The organism is Rickettsia endosymbiont of Halotydeus destructor (assembly GCF_049278075.1).
GTDB lineage: Bacteria > Pseudomonadota > Alphaproteobacteria > Rickettsiales > Rickettsiaceae > Rickettsia.
The window spans coordinates 100,179-119,080 of sequence record NZ_JAPNPB010000002.1 but is presented as its reverse complement, the minus strand read 5'-3'; the positions used below and the strand labels follow the sequence as shown (position 1 = coordinate 119,080).

The following is an 18,902-nucleotide window of genomic DNA, read 5'->3' as shown; positions in this document are numbered from 1 at the left end:
TTTAAAGGTAATTAAGTGCGTATAATTTTTTTATTATTTACTATTTTGGTAGTTACATCTGCATGTAATAAAAAATTAAAAGAAACCGTCGGTATATCTACCTCCGGGCCTAATGAATATCAAGTTCAGCGTAGTAAAATGCTGGAGGTTCCGCCGCATTATGATTTGCCGGCCCCCGCTTCTCAACAGCTGCCTAACAATAAAGGGTATGTACCCGGAGGGTTTAATGAGGGTGAGAAAGCTTTAATACAAGAAATGAATTAATTGCTTTATGTCATTCCTGCGAAGGCGAGAATCCAGTCTTGTCATGCTGAACTTGTTTCAGCATCTCTTGCAAAAGATCCTGAAACAAGTTCAGCATGACTTATAAAGTGTTTTTTCTGGATTCCCGTTTTCACGGGAATGACATAAGAAATAGTAATACATAATCATAATGATTACCTCATCGCAAAAGCAAAATATCGGTATTTTCGGTCTCGGTAAAACTGGTATATCTGTTTATGAAATATTGAAAGATGAAGCGCAAATAATCGTTTATGATGATGTTAAAAATAACCGAGACATATTTGCAGGTTTTTACGGAGAGAAATACTTAGCCGATTTAACGAGTCCGAAATGGCAAAGCTGCGATAAAATCATACTAAGTCCCGGTGTTTCATTGGAGCATGAAATAGTGGAGTTAGCAGGTCGTTATAATATTCCTATTACTTCAGATATAGATTTATTATTTGAAAAGTCTAAAAATTCCAATTTTATTGCTGTTACCGGTACAAACGGTAAAAGTACTAGTACTGCCTTAATCAGTCATATTTTAAATTCAAACGGTTTTGATTATCCCGCGGTTGGGAATATAGGTATTCCTGCTTTAAAAGCCGGAGTCGGTAAAGCAGGTTACGTGCTTGAATTATCTTCTTTCCAATTAGATCTAATAAAAACTTTTAAAGCAAATATAGCCGTACTTCTCAATATTACCCCTGATCATTTAGACAGACATAAAGATATGAATAGCTATATTACTGCCAAATGTAAAATTTTTGATCGTATGAGTAAAGGCGATTATGCAATAATTAATATCGATAACGATTATTGTAAAGAAATCTTTTTAAGGCTGAAACAAAATCAAAATATAAATGTTGTTGCTTTTTCAGTTCTTGAAATCCTTGATAAAGGAATTTCAATTGTTAAAGATAAAATTTATGATAAATTTTTTGCTGATGAAAGTTTTGCTTTGCCATTTAATAGAAATCTTCAGGGGTTGCATAACTATGAAAATATAGCAGCAAGCTATGCCGCTGCAAGATCTATGAAAGTCAAATCTTCGCAAATACTTGAAGCTATAAAGCAATTTCGCGGTTTGCCGCATAGGATGCAATATATCGGGAATGTGAATGATATAAACTTTTATAATGATAGTAAGGCGACGAATGCTATAGCTGCCTTACAGTCAATTAAAGCTCTTGATAACGTCTACTGGCTAGCGGGAGGGATAGCTAAAGAAGGAGGAATTGAAGAAATCAAACCTTTATTCGATAAAATTAAAAAAGCTTATTTGTTTGGAGAAGCTAAAGAAATATTTGCGGAAACTCTTAAAGGTAAAGTAGATTTTGAAATATGTGATGATCTAGAGCAAGCATTTAAGGGCGCTTACGAAGATGCTAGTAAAGATAAAGAAGGAGTTAAAAATATATTACTTGCTCCTGCTTGCGCTTCATACGATCAGTTTAAAAGCTTTGAACAGCGAGGCGAGTTATTTATTAATTTGTGTTCGGAGAAGATAGATTAAAATGTCACAAAATAACCAAATATCTAATAATTTTATTAAATTGTGGTGGCGTAATACCGATCAGCAAATTGTGATTTCATTAATGATTTTATTTGCTTTTAGCCTAATGTTAGTTACTACATCCGGGTCGGCAGTCGCAAATAGAATTGGTCTAGAGGAAAATTATTTTTCTTCGAGGCAAATATTTTATTTAAGTGCGGCCTCTGGAATTATAATATTATTTTCATGTTTTAATAAGAAATGGCTTAAACGATTTGCCATACTAGGTTTTATTTTGAGCGTAATATTACTAATTCTGGTTAAATTTTTTGGTTACGAAGTGAAAGGAGCTACGCGCTGGATTAATATTTTTGGTTTATCGATTCAACCGTCGGAATTTATAAAACCGTTTTTTGCAGTGGTTATAGGTTGGATATTATCATTGAAATTTGAAAAAGATTTCCCAAGCTTTTCTGTTAGTATTATTCTCTATTCTATTGTTGCCTTATTATTGATTATTCAACCTGATTTTGGCATGCTAGTAATGATTACAGCAGTTTTCGGTATTCAGCTTTTTATTGCCGGTATGCCAATATTCTGGATTACACTAACTAGCTTTATTGGAATGGTAGGAGTAAGTATCGCTTATTTTTGGTTGCCGCACGTGACTCAAAGAATCAATTCTTTTCTAGATCCTGATAGTAGTGAAAATTATCAGGTTAGTAAGTCTTTAAGAGCTTTTGAGCATGGTGGTTTATATGGCCGTGGCCCTGGTGAGGGGGCAGTCAAGCAGGTGTTACCTGATTCACATACGGATTTTATTTTTGCAGTTGCCGGAGAAGAATTCGGTGCAATTATCTGTTTAATTGTTATCGGGATATTTGCTTTTATAGTGCTAAGAAGTTTTGTTAAAGTGGTAAATGAAAAAGATAAATTTATTCAATTTGCTGCAAGCGGGATAATTGCTCAGTTGGGTTTACAATCAATTATTAATATCAGCGTAACGCTGCATTTATTGCCTACTAAGGGTATGACGTTACCCTTTATTAGTTATGGTGGATCTTCAACCCTTGCCATAGCTATAGCAACTGGCATGCTGTTAGGTTTTACCAGATATAAGACTCCGTTGACCTCCTATAGAATTTTACACTATTGATATGAAAAAAATAATTTTGGTAGCAGGAGGCACAGGAGGGCATTTTTTTGTAGCAAAAGCTATTGGAGAAGAATTAATAACCAGAGGATATGAAGTTCATTTTATAACTGACCTTAGGTGCCAGAAATACATACCAAATTCCGAAATTAAATGTACAGAAGCAATTTCTCATGGACTCGTGTCCTCACCTATTAAGTATAGGCTGCGGGCACTCACCAATCAAATTACTCCTGTACACTTTAATTTGGGAATTGGTAGAATTCAAAAGGCAAAATTGACGTTTCATATAATAGATTTAAAAAGATATTCTGCCTCTTCCCTACAAAAAATTAGATTTTTTATAGCTTTGTTTAGGAGCGTGCTTAAATCCGTTAAACTATTACATAGCCTTAAACCAAGCGTCGTAGTCGGCTTCGGAGGATATCCGGTTGTGTCTTCAATGTTTGCGGCAATGTGGCTAAGGATACCGATTATAATCCATGAACAAAATTCTTATCTCGGAAAAGTTAATAAGTTTTTTGCAAAATTTGCTACAAAAATTGCTTTATCTTATGAGCAAACTAAGAATCTAACTAATATTTCGGAAAATAAAATAGTAATTACTGGTGGAATAGTTAGAGAAAGTATTAGAAATATAAACCGTTATGGCGTTACGAAGAGCGGCGAAGCTATGACGTGGCAACCTAGGGGATTATTGATAAAAAGTCTAGATTCCGTGGTCAAGCCACGGAATGACAAGATTTTCGCTAGCAACGATACCTTCAGGATATTTATTTTCGGGGGTAGTCAGGGAGCTAGAATATTTTCTGAATTATTACCTGCGGGTATAAAGCTTCTAATGCAAAAACATCCAAAATTAAAATTGCATATAGTTCAGCAAGCGGCAAGCGATGATCAAGCAGAGATTAAAAAAATATACTCAAAATTAAATATCTCTTATAAATTAGCAGAATTTTTTGACGATATTGCTCATCAATATCAAAATACAGATTTAGTAATTTCAAGAGCAGGGGCCTCAACCATAGAAGAGTTAACTTATATAGGTTTGCCAGCTATTCTTATTCCTTTGCCGACGGCTGCAGACAATCATCAATATTATAATGCAAAATTATTAGAAGATGCGGGAGCAGGATGGTGTATGGCGCAAAGTGATACTTCTGAAGAAAAATTAGCAGATAAGATATTAATGTTAATAAAAAATCCTGGCATGTTAGAACAAGCTTCACAAAATTTATTAAAAAGAAAAAAAGTAGGGCATAAATTTTTAAGTGATTTGATAGAAGAAATAGTAAAATAAGAGGGGTATGACACCATACTTACAATTTTTTACTTTAAACAGGTTTTATCCTCATTTGTTCCTTGCAACTTTAGTAGTTCTATGGCATTAATTAAGGGTATAGAAAAGATTATTAGGTTATAAACATGTTGAAAAAGTGTATTATCTTATTTTTAGGATTATTTATCCTTACAGGTTGTACAGATAATTTTAGAAGTTATTTTAAAAAGTCAGCAAATGATAAATTAGTCGATAGTAAAGGGTTTAAAGGTGGTAAACGCAAGCCATTATATAATAGTAAATATATTACTTTAGCTAAAAAGAATATTGTTGAAGATAACCTTGATGACGATCAGGAGGATGAGGATAATGACAATCCTTTAAATAATGAAACAATTAATCCAACAAAAAGAAATCGTGATATGTATCTTAACATGATCAAAAGAGATATGGCACGCCAAAAAGCTGAGTCTAGAGATATAGATGATGATTATCCTCTTAATACTGGGAATAGAAAAGTTAGAAAAAATAATAACGATAAAGAAGAAAAATTAGAGCAGGAATTAGCGCAGATTAAAGCCATGCTAAGAGAAACCAGACAAGATTTATCAAAATATTCTTGCCCTGCTGCGCAAGAGCGAAATTATGCTCCAGCAGTTTATCCTTCTTCTCCTCTCAATAATAAGAAATCGCAGGTAAAAAAGAAATTTATTAGAGAAGATGATGATAACATTGGTGCAAAAGATAATGCCTGTGCTATATAGTTTGATAATCAACTTTTATGGTTAATAATAATTTACTTACGCTTAGTTCTGTAACTCAAACCGTTACGACTAATAAAAATATAAGAAAAAAAATACTTGATAATATTAATCTTACTTTAAAATCTAATGAAATAGTTGCGATTCTTGGGAAATCAGGAGCGGGTAAATCAACATTACTTAGAATAATTGCCGGCTTAAATGAGCCTGCGGCAGGCAAGTTAATTTATCATAATCAGGAAACAGCTAAAGATTGCTTTAAAATAGGGATGATATTCCAGACATTTGCTCTTTTCCCCTGGCTTACCGTTCTTGAAAATGTTGAACTCGGCTTAAAAGCTCTGGAAATTTCTGAGCAGGATAGACGAAAGAGAGCCCTTGCCGCTATAGATTTAATAGGGCTTGATGGATTTGAATCGGCATATCCGAGAGAATTATCCGGCGGCATGAAACAAAGAGTAGGTTTTGCAAGGGCCTTGGTTTTAAGACCGGAAATTTTACTTATGGATGAGCCGTTTTCTGCTCTGGATGTTTTAACGGCTAATAACCTAAAGAATGATTTTCTTGATTTGTGGGGTGATGGTAAAACTCAAATGAAATCAGTAGTTATTATTACTCATTCTATTGAGGAAGCAATAACCATGGCAGATAAGGTGTTGGTTTTTTCATCTAATCCGGGGCGTATTGTTTCCGAGCTACCTATTACCTTACCGCATCCAAGAGATAGCCAAACTGCTGAATTTCGTGCTATAGCCGATAAAATTTACGGATTGATGGTAGCTGCTTCTGATAAATCCATTATCAAAGAGAAAAAACTAGATATTTCTAATATTACTCAAAAAATTCATTTAACTCAAATAAATCAATTAATAGGTAGTATGGAAGCTTTGTCTACTCCTCCTTATAAAGGTGTTGCAAATCTTGCTGAATTATCTAAAATTTTCCATATTAATAATACTGAGGATATACTCCGGATAGTTAGCGCATTAGATATATTAAAATTTGCTCTAGTTACAAATGATAATATTAAATTAAATAAAGCCGGTAAGGAGTTTGCTGCTGCAGATTCTGAAGCTCGTAAAAAAATGTTAGCGCATCATTTGCTTGATAATATATCGCTTGCATCTTATATATGTAAAGTTTTGTACCAACGTTTAGATCATAAAGCTCCTTTATCTCGTTTTCAAATGCAGCTTGAAGATAAATTATCTAAAGAAGATGCTCTTATGACTTTAAAATCTATAATAGCGTTTGGCAGATATGCAGAAATTTTTTCATATGACGATAATAAGAAAATTTTTAGTTTAGATAACCCAACCGGTTAATATTACAATTTATAAACCAATAAGCACATTTTTTATCTAGTAAATAAACTTAAATACTTGACTATAAGTTTTATTTTCATTATTTTCTAGTATTAAAATAATGATGCTTAGCTTCCATCATTTGTAAACTTAGATTAACCGGTAATTTACCTTTGTTATATTAAAATAGCGGGAGCAGTAAAAGCTGATTTATAATATTAACAAGATTGTGGGTTAGTGTATCTTAATAATCATATTAAAGGACAGAAATATGAATGAGGAAGAAGAAAAATTATTAAATACTTTAGAAGAAGATGAATATACGGAAGAAGAAAAAAGGCAAAAAGCCGAAGATTCAAGAAAACAGCTTAAAGCAATATTATTTACTTTTTTCCCTTTGTTAATAGGTTTCCTGGTTTTTACTTATTATTTTCTTAATTCTATAGAAGAAAAAGCGCAAGTGCAAAGACGACTTGAAATTCGTGAAGCAATGAAGCTGGAAAGACAAAATAAAGCTCAGCAAAATCAACAAGTTACGCAACCTTTGCAGAATCCACAAACACAACAGTAAAGAAGCGCAACAGTAAAGAAGCGTTGTTTAGCTTATCGATTCTTATGTCATTCCCGTGAAGGGTGCCCCGTTGCGCCTGCGCGGATCGCAAAACGAGTATAATGTCATACCGAGGCCCCTCCCACGGTATCCAGAAAAACAACTTACAATAGTAATTGTTTTAGATTTTTAACTGGATTCCGTGAATAAATCACGGAATGACAGCAGTTTGGCTGATCTTATGAGGGCATCCCGTCCCGTAAAAACGGGAATCTAGGCTAAAAAGCCTTAGCCTGCAAGGTTTTTTTCTATATAATTTTAAATTATCGTTATTCTTTAGCTTAATTTTTCTGGATTCCCGCCTCCGCGGAAATGACAAGGGCGTGCTTTAATTATCTATGCAACAATGCCTGCACAGGAATAACATAAAACATTCAAATAAGCCATAATCCTCTCACTTCCCCCCTCATAATTTACCCTAAATATACGTTGTGACAAAAATGTTATAAAAAACTGTTGATTTCTTTTATATTCACCACTAACGTATATATTACATTAATATTTTAAGGTGAACCAATGTCGCTAATAGATGTCCTGGTAGTAGATGATGAAGAAGATATAAGAAATATAGTTGCAGCAATTTTAAAAGATGAAGGATTTAATCCTAAAGTAGCGGCTAATAGCACACAGGCGCTTAAAATACTTGCCGAGAAACCTATGTCGGCGGTTATTTTGGATATTTGGCTTCAAGGAAGTGAAATTGACGGTCTTGGAATTTTAGAGATAATAAAAAAACGCTATCCATTAATGCCAGTGATAATAATTAGCGGACATGGTAATATTGAAACAGCGGTAAATGCTATAAAAATAGGCGCTTATGATTATATAGAAAAACCATTTAGTAACGATAAATTAATGATTCTGCTTAAAAGAGCTTGTGAGGTGACAAAATTAAAACGTGAAAATCTTGATTTGAAATCAAAAGTTATCGATAAAACGGAACTAATAGGCGAGTCTTCTATTACTTTAAAACATAAGGCTGAAATCGAAAAAGCTGCTTTTTCCTCTAGCCGTATTATGATTCGTGGTAAAGTCGGTAGTGGTAAGGAGTTAGCTGCTAGGTTAATACATAAAAAGTCGAAGCGAGTAAATAACCCTTTTATTATTTTTAGTCCGACATGTATGAGTACCGAAAAAATTAATCAAGAATTATTTGGTGAGGTAGATAAAGTAGAAAATAGCAGTAAACGACCTACTTTATTAGAATTTGCTAATAACGGTACTTTATATATTGATGAAATTAGTAATGTTCCGATCCCTATTCAAATAAAATTGCTTAAATTTTTAAAAGATCAAGCCATAAGGAAGCCATGTGGAAAGAATATTAAGCTTGATATAAAAATAATCACCGGTACTTCTAAAAACATGCAGGAAGAAGTTAATAACGGCAAATTTTTAGAAGATCTTTATTATCGTTTAAATGTTTCTGCTTTAAAAGTGCCTTCATTATATGAACGAAAAGAAGATATACCTTTATTAGTAAAATATTTTGTCAAGCAGCTTTCTAAATTTTCAGGATTAAAAGAGCGCAATTTTGCCGATGAAACTATTGCTGCTCTTCAATCTTACGAGTGGCCTGGTAATATTAGACAGTTACGTAACGTAGTTGAATGGACTTTAATTATGAACCCGATATCTTCGGGTAATAATGAAGTAATTAAACCTTATATGATACCCTCCGAGATTTTAACTAATAGTGCTAATCTTACCAAATTAGAGGATAGTTTTGATATGTTATCCATGCCTTTGCGGGAGGCGAGGGAAGTTTTTGAACGGCAATATTTATCGGCGCAAATGAGTCGTTTTAATAATAATATTTCTAAAACTTCGTCCTTTGTTGGGATGGAGCGTTCAGCCTTGCATCGTAAATTAAAATTATTAAGTTTACATGTTCCTTTAAATAAACTAACTGATGAAGAGTATGAGGAAGTTAATGCTTAATAAAATTAAATTCCTAAAATATAAGCAGTATATATATTTATTAAGTATATTAAGCTTACTATTTTTAACTGCTTGCTCAGAGTCGACGCGAGACGCAAACGGTTTACTAACCGATAAAGAAAGCCTAGTAATTAAAAATTATATAAATGCTCAAAATACTAAAAAACTTAAAGTGAATATCAAAGATAAATTTGGTTCTAATTTAAGAGGATTAAAGTTAATCGGCGTAAAATTAGCAAATGAAGATTTATCAGGGATAGATTTTAGTTCTTGTGAAATATTGCGAGTTGATTTTTCAGGCAGCAATATGCAGCAAGCCATTTTAACAAATAGTATAATTCAGGAAAGTGATTTTTCAAATTCGGTAATACAAAATATATCTGCATATAATTCTGATTTTCAAGGTTCTATTTTTGAAAATACTACATTAACGGATATAAATTTTTCTCAAGCAAACTTTAGCGATACCGCAATTAATAAAACTGTTATGAAAAATATAAATTTTGAAAATGCAAAGCTTGTTTCTACGCTTTGGAACAATAATAACGTGGAGAAGATTAATTTTCAAAAAGCAAGCCTTAGAAATAGTAATTTTAAAAATACAGTAATATTAGACTCTATTTTTTACGGCGCCGATTTACAAGGAGTATCAGTAAGTAATACTAGTCTAATAAATAATTATTTTGAATCGGTGGATTTGAGTAAAGCTAAGTTAGTGTCGGTAGTTATTAAAGATTCAAATTTCACTCAAAGTATTTTCAACGAAACAAATTTTGATAATATTCAAGTTAATAACTCTCTATTTTCTTTTTCTTCATTTCAATCTATTATTTTTAAAGATGTGAATATTACGGCTTGCGACTTTCAAAATACTGGTTTTAGTAGTTCTAGTTTTGATCAGTTAAGAATTGCAAATAGCTTGCTTAATAATACAAATTTTAATGATAATAAGTTAAATAATTTATCAATAAAAAATAGCAATGTTAATTTTGCAAAATTTAATAAAATACAAGCGACAAACATTACTTCAGAAAACTCTACTTATATTAATTCATTCTTTAATAATAATAATATTAAGCAGCTAGCTCTTATTAATGGTGATTTAACTAATAGTGAAATAATGAACTCGAATATTGCAAATAGTAAATTTACTAAAGTAAATTTTTCTAAAGCTTTAATTCAGAATGTTAATTTTTTAGAAGTTAAATTTGCTTTAAGTAATTTAGCGCAAATAGCCTTAATCGATTCACACTTAACAGATACGGTATTTGATACTTCGCCTATTTTTAATTCACAAATAAATAATACGACTTATGTGAATTCTACTTTTGTTAATGCTCTATTTACTAGAAATATCATATTAAATAGTAATGATTTTAGTAAATTCCAGACAGGTATAATAACCTCTCTTAAGGATTTGCAAAAAATTACTGATCTAACAAATATGAATTTTCACGGGCTGGATTTTAGTAATTTAATATTTGATAAAATAAATTTTTCTGGATCTGTTTTTAAAAATGTAAATTTATCAAATACCATTATTAAAAATTCTACTTTGCAAAATACAGATTTTACAACTGCAATGCTTAATAAAACAAATTTTAATAATAGCGATCTAACAAATGCTAATTTCAGCAAAGCCATTATTGAAAATATTTCATTAGAGAGTGCAAAAACTAATGGAACAATAGGTCTTACATCTCCATAAAATCTTTATTTTCTTGTAAAATAAAGTGAAGCAATTAGGATTTATACAAATATAACAGGTATTATTTATGTCTAAGAAGGATAACGACGATCAAGATTTAGAAGATAGGCTTAAAAAGCTAAAAGGTGAAACTCCAACTCTAGAGGAACTAGAGAATAGGCTTGATAAACTAAAAGATAGAAAATCTACTAGAAATTTAACTCCTGCACCGCAAAATGAAGTAGATAAGTTAATGGAGCAAATAACCGATGAAATCAAGATAGAGCAAAGTATTAAAAAGGATAATGAAAAAAAACATCAAGCTTTACAAGACAGGCTCGATAAGTTAAAAGGGAATAAATCTCAGCATTCAAACAAAATCAAATCTACCGGTAATTCTGAAGTAGATGGAATAGTAAAGAAAGCTTTTTTAGATGCAAGAGTAGATAAAGAACAGAAAGAAAGTAGCGAGAGAAAAAAACAGGAAGCCAAAGAAAATATGGCTCGTCTAGATGCAAATTCTAACAAAACATTAGAAGGAATCTATGGAAAAAAGCAGCCGTCAGTAACCGCTAAATCTGTAGATATTAGCAATAAACCCAAGCCCTTAAAATCTAGTGAGGCAAAAAATCCTCAAAAGGTAAATTTGAAAGTTGAGCATAAAACTGATTCTCAAGCTGCTAAAAGATCATTAGATAATTTACCGAAGAAACAACCAAATTTAAAAATTTGGGAAGCTATTAAAAAAATTATTTTTGAACCTATTAAAAAATTTTTTGATAAAGCAGTTGGAAAAGAATCATCTCCTCACACTCCTACTAAATATTCTAATAATACAGAGAACTACAAGCGTTCTAATGAAGAAGTATTACATGACTTTAAAGAAATGATGGAACCGATTAAAGAAATACAAAAAATTGCTGATGGGATTCAAAAAAATCTTACTAATTTAGCACAAAAGAGAAACACGGGACAAGCGAGATTAGGGCAAAAACGAGTAGAACAGATAAGCAAAGTTGGAAATAAAGAAAAAAAATCCGGAGGAAGATCTTTCTGAGATATCAAACAGACCTTCGAGGGCATGCCGGTGAAAGCTGATATCTAATTTTGTTATATTGTTAAGTAGATTCCTTTTTTCAAAGGAAGGCATTGCTGCGTGGATATCCTCAATCATCATTGCAAGGAGGAACACTACCTCGTCATTGCAAGCATTTGCTCGGAACGCGGCAATCTAGAAATAATAAATTTCTTAGGGTTTTGCTATTTTATCAGATTGCCGCGTCGTTGCTATCGCAACTCATCGCAATGACGAATGGAGTTTTGGATTGTGGCGTTGAGGATACCTCCCTTCTCGCAATGACTATTGAGGAACTATTATAAAATTAGTAAAAAGCAATTACTTATGATTGAGTTCGGTATATATAAACATTACAAGGGTAAAGAATATAAAGTAACCGGCGTTGCTAAGCATACAGAAACAGGCGAAAAGCTAGTTGTATATCAAGCTTTATATGATGATTTTGCTCTATGGGTTCGTCCGATTAGTATGTTTAAGGAATTAGTAATAATAAACGGACCGCAGATACCACGTTTTAAATATTTATCAAAATAAATTGTAGTATTATTTTGGCTATAAATAATTATTATAAAATTAAAACTTTATGCAAAATAAAAATACAAGTACGGCTCTTGAAATACTTGCACTTTTGCAAAATTTCCCTTCGGAAACAATAATATTTTTAGATATTGATGACACTATTATAACTCCTAAATTGACCCCTTTTAGAACACCTTCTTATAATTAACTGATTGATGAAATCAAGCAAAATAAAAATAACTATTCAAATTATGAAGAAGTCGTTAGTAATTGGCGATTACAAAGAAAAGCAATATTAATTGATGAAAATGAAAAGTGAGTAGAAGCTTTAAATAGCCTCAAACTTTAATAATAGCGATTTAACAAATGCTAATTTCAGTAAAGCTACTACTGAAAATATTAGTTTTTAAAAATGTTTATTTCCTTCACTTTATTCTTCTCTTCTCATATTTTTGTAACAAAGCCCTTTAAATGTATTTCGAAGACCTTAATGAATAAAACTTATTACCAAAGATTAGAGGACATATGCGTGTAATGAATGTAATGTTAGCACGTGGTGACGGCGGTGTTGAACAAGCTAGTGCAGATTATGTCTTAATGTTATTAAACCAAGGATGTAAAGTAAGTTGTGTGTATGTTCAGAAGGCTAAAAGTAAACAATTATTATATCCCTACCTTAAATATATTGAGTTTCATCAAATTAAACGCTTTGGTTCAAGAGATATTTTGGCTATATTTAAAGTGCGTAAAATTATTAAAGATTTTAAGCCTGATATTGTTATTGCTCATGCAAACCATGCAGCCTTTATTGCTGGTATTGCAGCAATAAAACTTGTGACAACCATAGGTGTATCACATGGTTATAGTGTAAAAGGCACTAAATATACAGATTATGTTATTTGTATCACTAATCATATGAAAAGTATATTACAAACAAAAATATCAAAACCAATATTTGTTATTCCAAACATAACTCCTATTTTCAAACCTATTACTGATAATTTTACCTTTCGTTCTCCTCCAGTCATAGGAGCCTTAGGTCGTTTTGGTTTTGAAAAAAATTTCAGTCTTTTATTACAAGCTGTAAAAATACTTAAAAATAAGAATATTATAGTAAAAGTAATAATTGGTGGAGACGGACCAGAAAGTAATAATTTACAACAAGAAGCCGAACTTTTAGGTATTCATGATCACCTTCAGTGGCTGGGATGGGTTACTGATAAAGATAGTTTCTTTTCTAGTATTGATATTTTTTGCTTAACAAGTAACGATGAACCCTTTGGTATTGTTTTACTAGAAGCTATGATAAACTGCAAAGCTATAATATCAACAAATACATATGGAGCACAAGAAGTATTATCGCATAATAACGACAGTTTAATTATTCCAATTAACAACCCAGAAAAACTAGCAGAAGCAATTATTTGTTTTATTAATAACCCTGAATTTGCTAAACAATGTATAAAACAGGCGTATAATAAAGTAAAAGATCATTATACTCCGGAAATAGTTGGTAAAGATTTGCATAGAGTAATTAAGCTTTGTACAGCATAATCTATTAAGGTTTGGAAGGGAATCATCTTCTCATAACCCTAAATATTTTGATAATACAGAGAACTACAAGCGTTCTAATGAAAAAGTATTAAAAGACTTTAAAGAGATAATGGAATCGAGTGAAAAAACTTTAGCAATTGCTAGGTTCTGTAAACAAAATTTAAATTAATCTATTTTAGTTCTTTTTTGCTGCAAATTATAAGATTTTTTTGAAATATGAATAACTATTCCTACAAAAATCTTATTAATTTTTGCTAAAAAATATCTTAAAATATAAATAACTTAAATTTTGTTCACAGAACCTAAAAAGATTCAAAAAAAATCTTACTAATTTATCTCAAAAGAAGGAAACGCGAAGAGGGAAACCAAGACAGGAACAGATGAAGCAGGAAAGCAGAGTGGAAAATAAAGGAAGAAAATCGAATTCACGAAGCGGAGGAAGACCATTCTGATATTTTACACGTCATTGTGAGAAGTTGAGATAAGCAACAACGTAAGAATCTAAAAGTGCACCGGTTTTGTTTAATGCAATTAGTACGTTCAATAATGCTGCTATGGGAGCTACAACTTATAAAACTTGTAAAAGCCTTGGATGATTTAGAAGATATTTTTAAAGTAATAGATCATTTATAAATAATTTTAAGCCTTAAATTTCTAATCAGAAACTATAATGTATCTAAAGCTCCAAGTACTTCCAGGTGGTGACTATTAGCAAAATTTTCTACCTCATTATGGTTACCGTAATGATCAAAATTTATTAATAGCTCTCCATGAGAATTTTTATATAATATATTTGTATATAAACGCATATCCCCATCAATTTTAACCTCTACCGCTTTATTTTGTAAAAATTTGACGCCATTAACGCTTGTTTTACAATATGTAATACCTTTTTCTATAGCTTTCGTGAAAGAATCAATTAGATTATTATCTAATTTGTTTTTAATTGTCTCCGCAATCTTTGCAAAGCAATTAAGACCTTTATATTTTTGTATAAAAATAGTATCATCTTTTTTAACTTCTTGCTTATTGATATTCCAATTAGTAGTAATTTGGTTATTAGTAATTTTTTGGCTAACTTCTAAAAGTTGTTGTTGTTTTACTCGTTGATAATAGGTATGTATTTCTTTTGCGTCATATTGCTCAATAAGCTCTGCTATATTTTTAGCCTTGTTATCTCTAGAATAGTTAGCTATAATTTCCTGTTGTTTTTCTTCACTTAATTGATTTATATACTCTTTGGCTCTGCTACTGTTATTATTTAATAAAGCAGCGGCTATACCGATTTCTAGAGAATTTTCATTATTAGGATCGTATTGTAAAGCATCTTCTACTTTTTTAGGAACTGCAGCTAATTCGCCATTAGAAATTAAGACACTACTCGAAATATTAATTATATTCGCTGCTTCTTCTCCCTGTAGATTGTTGTTAATAACAAGCTGTGAAGTTTCATAGTTATCTTCTAAGCCTAATAAAATTTTAAATTTATAAAGGAGTTTATTTTGGAATATCTCTTCCTTAGGTAATTTTTGCGTAATTTCTTTTGCAAGCTCAAATTGCTCAGTGTAGAGTGCCGCTGAAAGTAATTCTGTAGTAGTAGGGTAAATTTTAAGAAGTTTTTTAAAAGCTAAGATTTTATCTGCGCCATGGAACTTGCTCTCATTAAATTTAGCTATATATTCTAAACTTTCAATTAAAGGAACCAAGCTTTTAGGCAAAGAGTTTTTATTAATTGTTTTTAATTTTATTGCAGAAACTTCAGGCAAATTAAGAGAAATTTCTAATAGGCTCTTTATATCTCCAGGTGGTAAATTATTTATAGAATTTTCTGCCTTTTCTACTTCTCCAATTTTTAAATAGACTTTATATAACTCTAAAATCGTATCTTGATCATTTGGTAAATGTTTTAAAGCGCTTAAATAATATTTTTTTGCTAACTGATAATTTGCTTTGTTATAATATGCTAACCCAAGGTTATAATAACAATCACCAATATCCTCATTTATTTCATCGGTTGTATCTTTTAGCTTAGGCTCTAATAATTCTATTACTTCATCATAATATTTTTGAGATAATAAAACATGAGAAAAACCTCCTAATATATAGAAATTTTGTTGCCAATGCTTTTTTAATATTTGAAAAGGATGAATTCGTGATTCCGGCTCTAATAAATTTATTATCTCAGAAATAATTATAGTGCTTTCATCATATTCAGGACGACTCTTCGCTAAAAATAAACTTAAATCTAAATCTGCAGTTTTTAATGATTCTTTTATTAATTCTTCAGCTGTTTTTATATGATTATTTTTTATAGCGGTATATATAGCGTAACTCATAGCCTGCATTTTTAAAAATTTATTTTCATAAAAATCTCCTTTATTCTTTTCCTTCGGTATAAGCTTAGTCTCGTAAAAGTTTTTACCTATCTTGTATATAAAAGTTTTTTCGGATAATTTTTGAATTTCATACTTTTCAAGTAATTTATTACCTTTAAAATCGTCATAGTTATAATGAACAAATAGTTCTGCTATAATATTTTGTATGAAAGTTATATTATTTCTTTGAGAGAAATAATTAATTAAATAACTAGCCATTTCTATAGCAGCTTTAACATTTTTTACTAGCGCAATAGAGTGATACAATGTTTGTGTTTCTAGCTCTTTTATCTCTGATAGTTTTGCTAACCCTCTAGAAGTGTTAGCATTTGCAAGGACACCTTTGCCTTCAGGGAAAGTAATAAGCTTGGGATTATTGGGGGCGGAGTTAACAATATTATTGTTTATCATAATAATTAATCAATAATTAATTTCTTAACGCATTATAAACTAAATATTGATTTCTGTAAAGAAGCAATTAGTAAAGAAATAATATTTAAGAAAGTTATAATACTTCAAAAGAATTTTTCGTGAGCTACCCCTGTTATAAAATAGAAAGTTATTACTTTAGAATGAGGATACGATTTTTTTTATAAAAGAATATTCATAACCCCAGTCATTCAAAAGGAGATACTCTGAAAATATTTCCTAGGGTTTTAATACTGGTTCAATTATATTAGGATATCTTGAGGAACATTTGAAAATGTACAAGCTTATTGACTGAAGGATGAAGCTGCTTATAAAAAATTAATAGCTGAAATAATGAGTAGATTTTAAAATAGCTCTTCTTTATAAAATTATGATATATAAATCGCTAAAATTAATTCGTAGTTCCTGCTCTAAAATTGTATATAATTTAATATCGTTTTTTGTTTTCCAGGTGCCCAAATCATAATAAAAATGATAAGGACCGCTAATAGGTGAAGACAACCATATTTCTTGAGCAGCGCTATGTTTATTAATTACAAACATGCCGTTATCGGTTATCAGGTTTAAAATATCACCCTGAAAATCGAGGTCTATTAGGCAATCTTTATCTTGTACTTCAATTATATCAGCTATTAAGCTAATTGTCTTATCGGCTATTTTTGAAAATTCGGTATTTTCCATTGTTATTAATTATTTGTATCTGGATCTATTTGCGGTGTTTTAATAATGAGGCTTTTTCTATAACTGTCTACATGCTTATTATGCTCTATAATATTATCGGAAAAATTATGCCCTCCTATACCGTTGGCAACAAAAAATAGCGAATTAATTTTAGCAGGATTTACTACTGCCTCTAATGATTCTTTAGAAGGGCAACAAATCGGGCCGGGTGGAAGTCCTTTAATATAATAAGTATTATAAGGTAATTCTAGCAGTAAATCTTTTCTAGTTAAAACTCTGCCTAATTTTTCTTTTCCTTCGGTTAAGGCATATATTGTAGTTGGGTCGGCTTGCAACTTCATATTTTTCCGCAGGCGGTTTAAAAATACTGCTGCAATCATCGGTTTTTCTAAATTTGAACCCGCTTCTTTTTCGATTATGGAAGCAAGAGTCAACACTTCAAGTCTGGTTTTTAACGGCGAAGTCGATGAAAGCTTTAGCATAACTAGATCTAAATTGAAAGACATTAACTTTCGCATGCGGTCAATTATTTGCTCTTTTTGATCACCGTAAGAATAAAAATAAGTTGAAGGCATTAAAAATCCTTCAGGTATAATCCCTTTTATCTCACCTATTAAACGATCTTCTTCATTGATCTTTTTTACAATTTCACTAACCCATACTCCTTCTGGAATAAATAATTTGTGTATAACAGATTTACCGCTAGCTAAAATCTTTAAAGTTTGTAACGGCGAGATATTACTCGTAAAAATATATTCACCGCTTTTAAGTGGATTTTTTAAAGAGTAAAGTTTAGCAATTATTTCAAATAACTTAGGATGCTCAATTATCTCGTTAGAGTGTAGCTTAGTAACAATTTGATTTATGGAAAGTTTAGGCTCAATAATTAATGTTTTATTTTTAGGCAACGATCCTGGTACAAAAAGGTAAAATATACTAAAATTTAAAAAAGTAATAAATAAAATTAGTAATAAAATTATAAAAGTAAATTTAATTTTCAACGTTTTTTTTAACATAATAGTTAATAGATAATATTATTTCGTGCATCGATTTTACTTTATCATTCCGAGGAGGCATTTATGCTACGTGGCAATTTATGAAATTAGCTAGATTGCTTCGCTCCGCTCGCAATGACGGGTGAAGTTCTAGATTGCCACGTCGGGACTACGCCCCTCCTCGCAATGACGGGTTGGAATTCTAGATTGGCGTGCTCCAAGCAAATGTTTGCAATGACGTTTAGGGTATTGACGCAACAATGTCATACCGCGACTTGAGCACAGTATGACAAAACAAATTTATCTTCAGTTAAGAACGCGGGTTTTTGAGCAAATTAATATATTTCCCTGTACTTTAACAATAAAAATCCTATCTCCTGCTTTCGCCTCTTGTTGATTTTGCTCTAGCAGCGCATTCATAACAACTCCTGACCATTTTACCTGTCCTATTTCCCTAGAGGAGATTATTGAGCTATAAACTTCTACTTCTTTATTAATCATATCGGAATAATTAGTTTCTTTAGTGTTACTATTCCTATAGAAGTATTTTTTAAGAGGTCGCCATAATATAATAAACCATAATAAAGAAATTAAGCCAAAAATTGTTATTTGCTCTTTTAATAAAATAGGATAATTATGTATTATAATAGTATTTGACAATGCGCCGAAGCCAAAAAATAAAAATCCGATATTAGGAGTAGCAAAGAATTCTATAATAAAGCAAATTACTCCTATGATTAACCATAATTCCGTTAATGAAATATTGAACATATT

Annotated in this window: 17 protein-coding genes; 13 read left to right on the top strand and 4 right to left on the bottom strand. The window is 31.1% G+C overall.

Features of this window, described 5'->3' with window-relative positions; all coding sequences use genetic code 11:
* Positions 1-15: 15 nt before the first annotated feature.
* The 13 genes from OTR29_RS02930 to OTR29_RS02870 all read left to right on the top strand — a co-directional run bounded on the left by OTR29_RS02930 (position 16) and on the right by OTR29_RS02870 (position 13,648).
* Complete coding sequence (locus OTR29_RS02930) at positions 16-264, top strand: DUF3035 domain-containing protein (RefSeq protein WP_422229170.1); 249 nt, start codon at positions 16-18, stop codon at positions 262-264.
* A 172-nt stretch (positions 265-436) separates the two neighbouring features.
* On the top strand, positions 437-1,783 hold the full coding sequence (gene murD / locus OTR29_RS02925) for a UDP-N-acetylmuramoyl-L-alanine--D-glutamate ligase (protein WP_422229301.1): 1,347 nt from the start codon (positions 437-439) through the stop codon (positions 1,781-1,783).
* Between the two features lies 1 nt (position 1,784).
* Positions 1,785-2,918, top strand: coding sequence for a putative lipid II flippase FtsW (ftsW, locus tag OTR29_RS02920; protein WP_422229169.1), 1,134 nt, complete (start codon positions 1,785-1,787; stop codon positions 2,916-2,918).
* Between the two features lies 1 nt (position 2,919).
* Entirely contained in the window at positions 2,920-4,215 is a 1,296-nt protein-coding gene (gene murG, locus OTR29_RS02915) for an undecaprenyldiphospho-muramoylpentapeptide beta-N-acetylglucosaminyltransferase (RefSeq protein WP_422229168.1), read from the top strand.
* Between the two features lie 125 nt (positions 4,216-4,340).
* Entirely contained in the window at positions 4,341-4,958 is a 618-nt protein-coding gene (locus OTR29_RS02910; protein WP_422229167.1) for a hypothetical protein, read from the top strand.
* 17 nt (positions 4,959-4,975) lie between these two features.
* Positions 4,976-6,280, top strand: coding sequence for an ABC transporter ATP-binding protein (locus tag OTR29_RS02905; protein ID WP_422229166.1), 1,305 nt, complete (start codon positions 4,976-4,978; stop codon positions 6,278-6,280).
* A gap of 250 nt (positions 6,281-6,530) precedes the next feature.
* Positions 6,531-6,830, top strand: coding sequence for a hypothetical protein (locus OTR29_RS02900; RefSeq protein ID WP_422229165.1), 300 nt, complete (start codon positions 6,531-6,533; stop codon positions 6,828-6,830).
* A gap of 555 nt (positions 6,831-7,385) precedes the next feature.
* Complete coding sequence (locus OTR29_RS02895) at positions 7,386-8,810, top strand: sigma-54-dependent transcriptional regulator (RefSeq protein ID WP_422229164.1); 1,425 nt, start codon at positions 7,386-7,388, stop codon at positions 8,808-8,810.
* Positions 8,803-10,518 carry a pentapeptide repeat-containing protein gene (locus OTR29_RS02890; protein ID WP_422229163.1) on the top strand — a complete coding sequence of 572 codons (1,716 nt, stop codon included), beginning with the start codon at positions 8,803-8,805 and terminating at the stop codon, positions 10,516-10,518. The genes OTR29_RS02895 and OTR29_RS02890 overlap by 8 nt, the downstream gene beginning before the upstream one ends.
* A 67-nt stretch (positions 10,519-10,585) precedes the next feature.
* On the top strand, positions 10,586-11,554 hold the full coding sequence (locus OTR29_RS02885; RefSeq protein ID WP_422229162.1) for a hypothetical protein: 969 nt from the start codon (positions 10,586-10,588) through the stop codon (positions 11,552-11,554).
* A gap of 345 nt (positions 11,555-11,899) precedes the next feature.
* Positions 11,900-12,109 (top strand): DUF1653 domain-containing protein, encoded by a 210-nt coding sequence (locus OTR29_RS02880; RefSeq protein WP_422229161.1) that lies wholly within the window; start codon positions 11,900-11,902, stop codon positions 12,107-12,109.
* A 49-nt stretch (positions 12,110-12,158) separates the two neighbouring features.
* Entirely contained in the window at positions 12,159-12,302 is a 144-nt protein-coding gene (locus OTR29_RS02875; protein WP_422229160.1) for a hypothetical protein, read from the top strand.
* 317 nt (positions 12,303-12,619) lie between these two features.
* Positions 12,620-13,648 (top strand): glycosyltransferase family 4 protein, encoded by a 1,029-nt coding sequence (locus OTR29_RS02870; RefSeq protein WP_422229159.1) that lies wholly within the window; start codon positions 12,620-12,622, stop codon positions 13,646-13,648.
* A gap of 665 nt (positions 13,649-14,313) precedes the next feature.
* Here the strand turns inward: OTR29_RS02870 and OTR29_RS02865 are convergent.
* The 4 genes from OTR29_RS02865 to OTR29_RS02850 form a co-directional block, all read right to left on the bottom strand.
* Positions 14,314-16,434: a tetratricopeptide repeat protein gene (locus OTR29_RS02865; RefSeq protein ID WP_422229158.1), complete on the bottom strand. Its 2,121-nt coding sequence runs from the start codon at positions 16,432-16,434 to the stop codon at positions 14,314-14,316.
* 378 nt (positions 16,435-16,812) lie between these two features.
* Positions 16,813-17,133, bottom strand: a complete 321-nt coding sequence (cyaY, locus tag OTR29_RS02860; protein ID WP_422229157.1) for an iron donor protein CyaY — start codon at positions 17,131-17,133, stop codon at positions 16,813-16,815.
* A gap of 5 nt (positions 17,134-17,138) precedes the next feature.
* Positions 17,139-18,149 carry an endolytic transglycosylase MltG gene (gene mltG, locus OTR29_RS02855; RefSeq protein WP_422229156.1) on the bottom strand — a complete coding sequence of 337 codons (1,011 nt, stop codon included), beginning with the start codon at positions 18,147-18,149 and terminating at the stop codon, positions 17,139-17,141.
* Positions 18,150-18,434: 285 nt separating this feature from the next.
* On the bottom strand, positions 18,435-18,899 hold the full coding sequence (locus tag OTR29_RS02850) for an NfeD family protein (protein ID WP_422229155.1): 465 nt from the start codon (positions 18,897-18,899) through the stop codon (positions 18,435-18,437).
* Positions 18,900-18,902: the final 3 nt, after the last annotated feature.

Bases quoted from the DNA above. Each gene is read 5' to 3' on its own strand.
- mltG (WP_422229156.1), bottom strand. From the start codon at position 18,149: ATGTTAAAAAAAACGTTGAAAATTAAATTTACTTTTATAATTTTATTA.
- OTR29_RS02900 (WP_422229165.1), top strand. From the start codon at position 6,531: ATGAATGAGGAAGAAGAAAAATTATTAAATACTTTAGAAGAAGATGAA.
- OTR29_RS02870 (WP_422229159.1), top strand. From the start codon at position 12,620: ATGCGTGTAATGAATGTAATGTTAGCACGTGGTGACGGCGGTGTTGAA.
- OTR29_RS02905 (WP_422229166.1), top strand. From the start codon at position 4,976: ATGGTTAATAATAATTTACTTACGCTTAGTTCTGTAACTCAAACCGTT.
- OTR29_RS02885 (WP_422229162.1), top strand. From the start codon at position 10,586: ATGTCTAAGAAGGATAACGACGATCAAGATTTAGAAGATAGGCTTAAA.
- OTR29_RS02850 (WP_422229155.1), bottom strand. From the start codon at position 18,899: ATGTTCAATATTTCATTAACGGAATTATGGTTAATCATAGGAGTAATT.
- ftsW (WP_422229169.1), top strand. From the start codon at position 1,785: ATGTCACAAAATAACCAAATATCTAATAATTTTATTAAATTGTGGTGG.
- OTR29_RS02910 (WP_422229167.1), top strand. From the start codon at position 4,341: ATGTTGAAAAAGTGTATTATCTTATTTTTAGGATTATTTATCCTTACA.
- cyaY (WP_422229157.1), bottom strand. From the start codon at position 17,133: ATGGAAAATACCGAATTTTCAAAAATAGCCGATAAGACAATTAGCTTA.
- OTR29_RS02880 (WP_422229161.1), top strand. From the start codon at position 11,900: ATGATTGAGTTCGGTATATATAAACATTACAAGGGTAAAGAATATAAA.
- OTR29_RS02890 (WP_422229163.1), top strand. From the start codon at position 8,803: ATGCTTAATAAAATTAAATTCCTAAAATATAAGCAGTATATATATTTA.
- murG (WP_422229168.1), top strand. From the start codon at position 2,920: ATGAAAAAAATAATTTTGGTAGCAGGAGGCACAGGAGGGCATTTTTTT.
- OTR29_RS02865 (WP_422229158.1), bottom strand. From the start codon at position 16,434: ATGATAAACAATAATATTGTTAACTCCGCCCCCAATAATCCCAAGCTT.
- OTR29_RS02875 (WP_422229160.1), top strand. From the start codon at position 12,159: ATGCAAAATAAAAATACAAGTACGGCTCTTGAAATACTTGCACTTTTG.
- OTR29_RS02895 (WP_422229164.1), top strand. From the start codon at position 7,386: ATGTCGCTAATAGATGTCCTGGTAGTAGATGATGAAGAAGATATAAGA.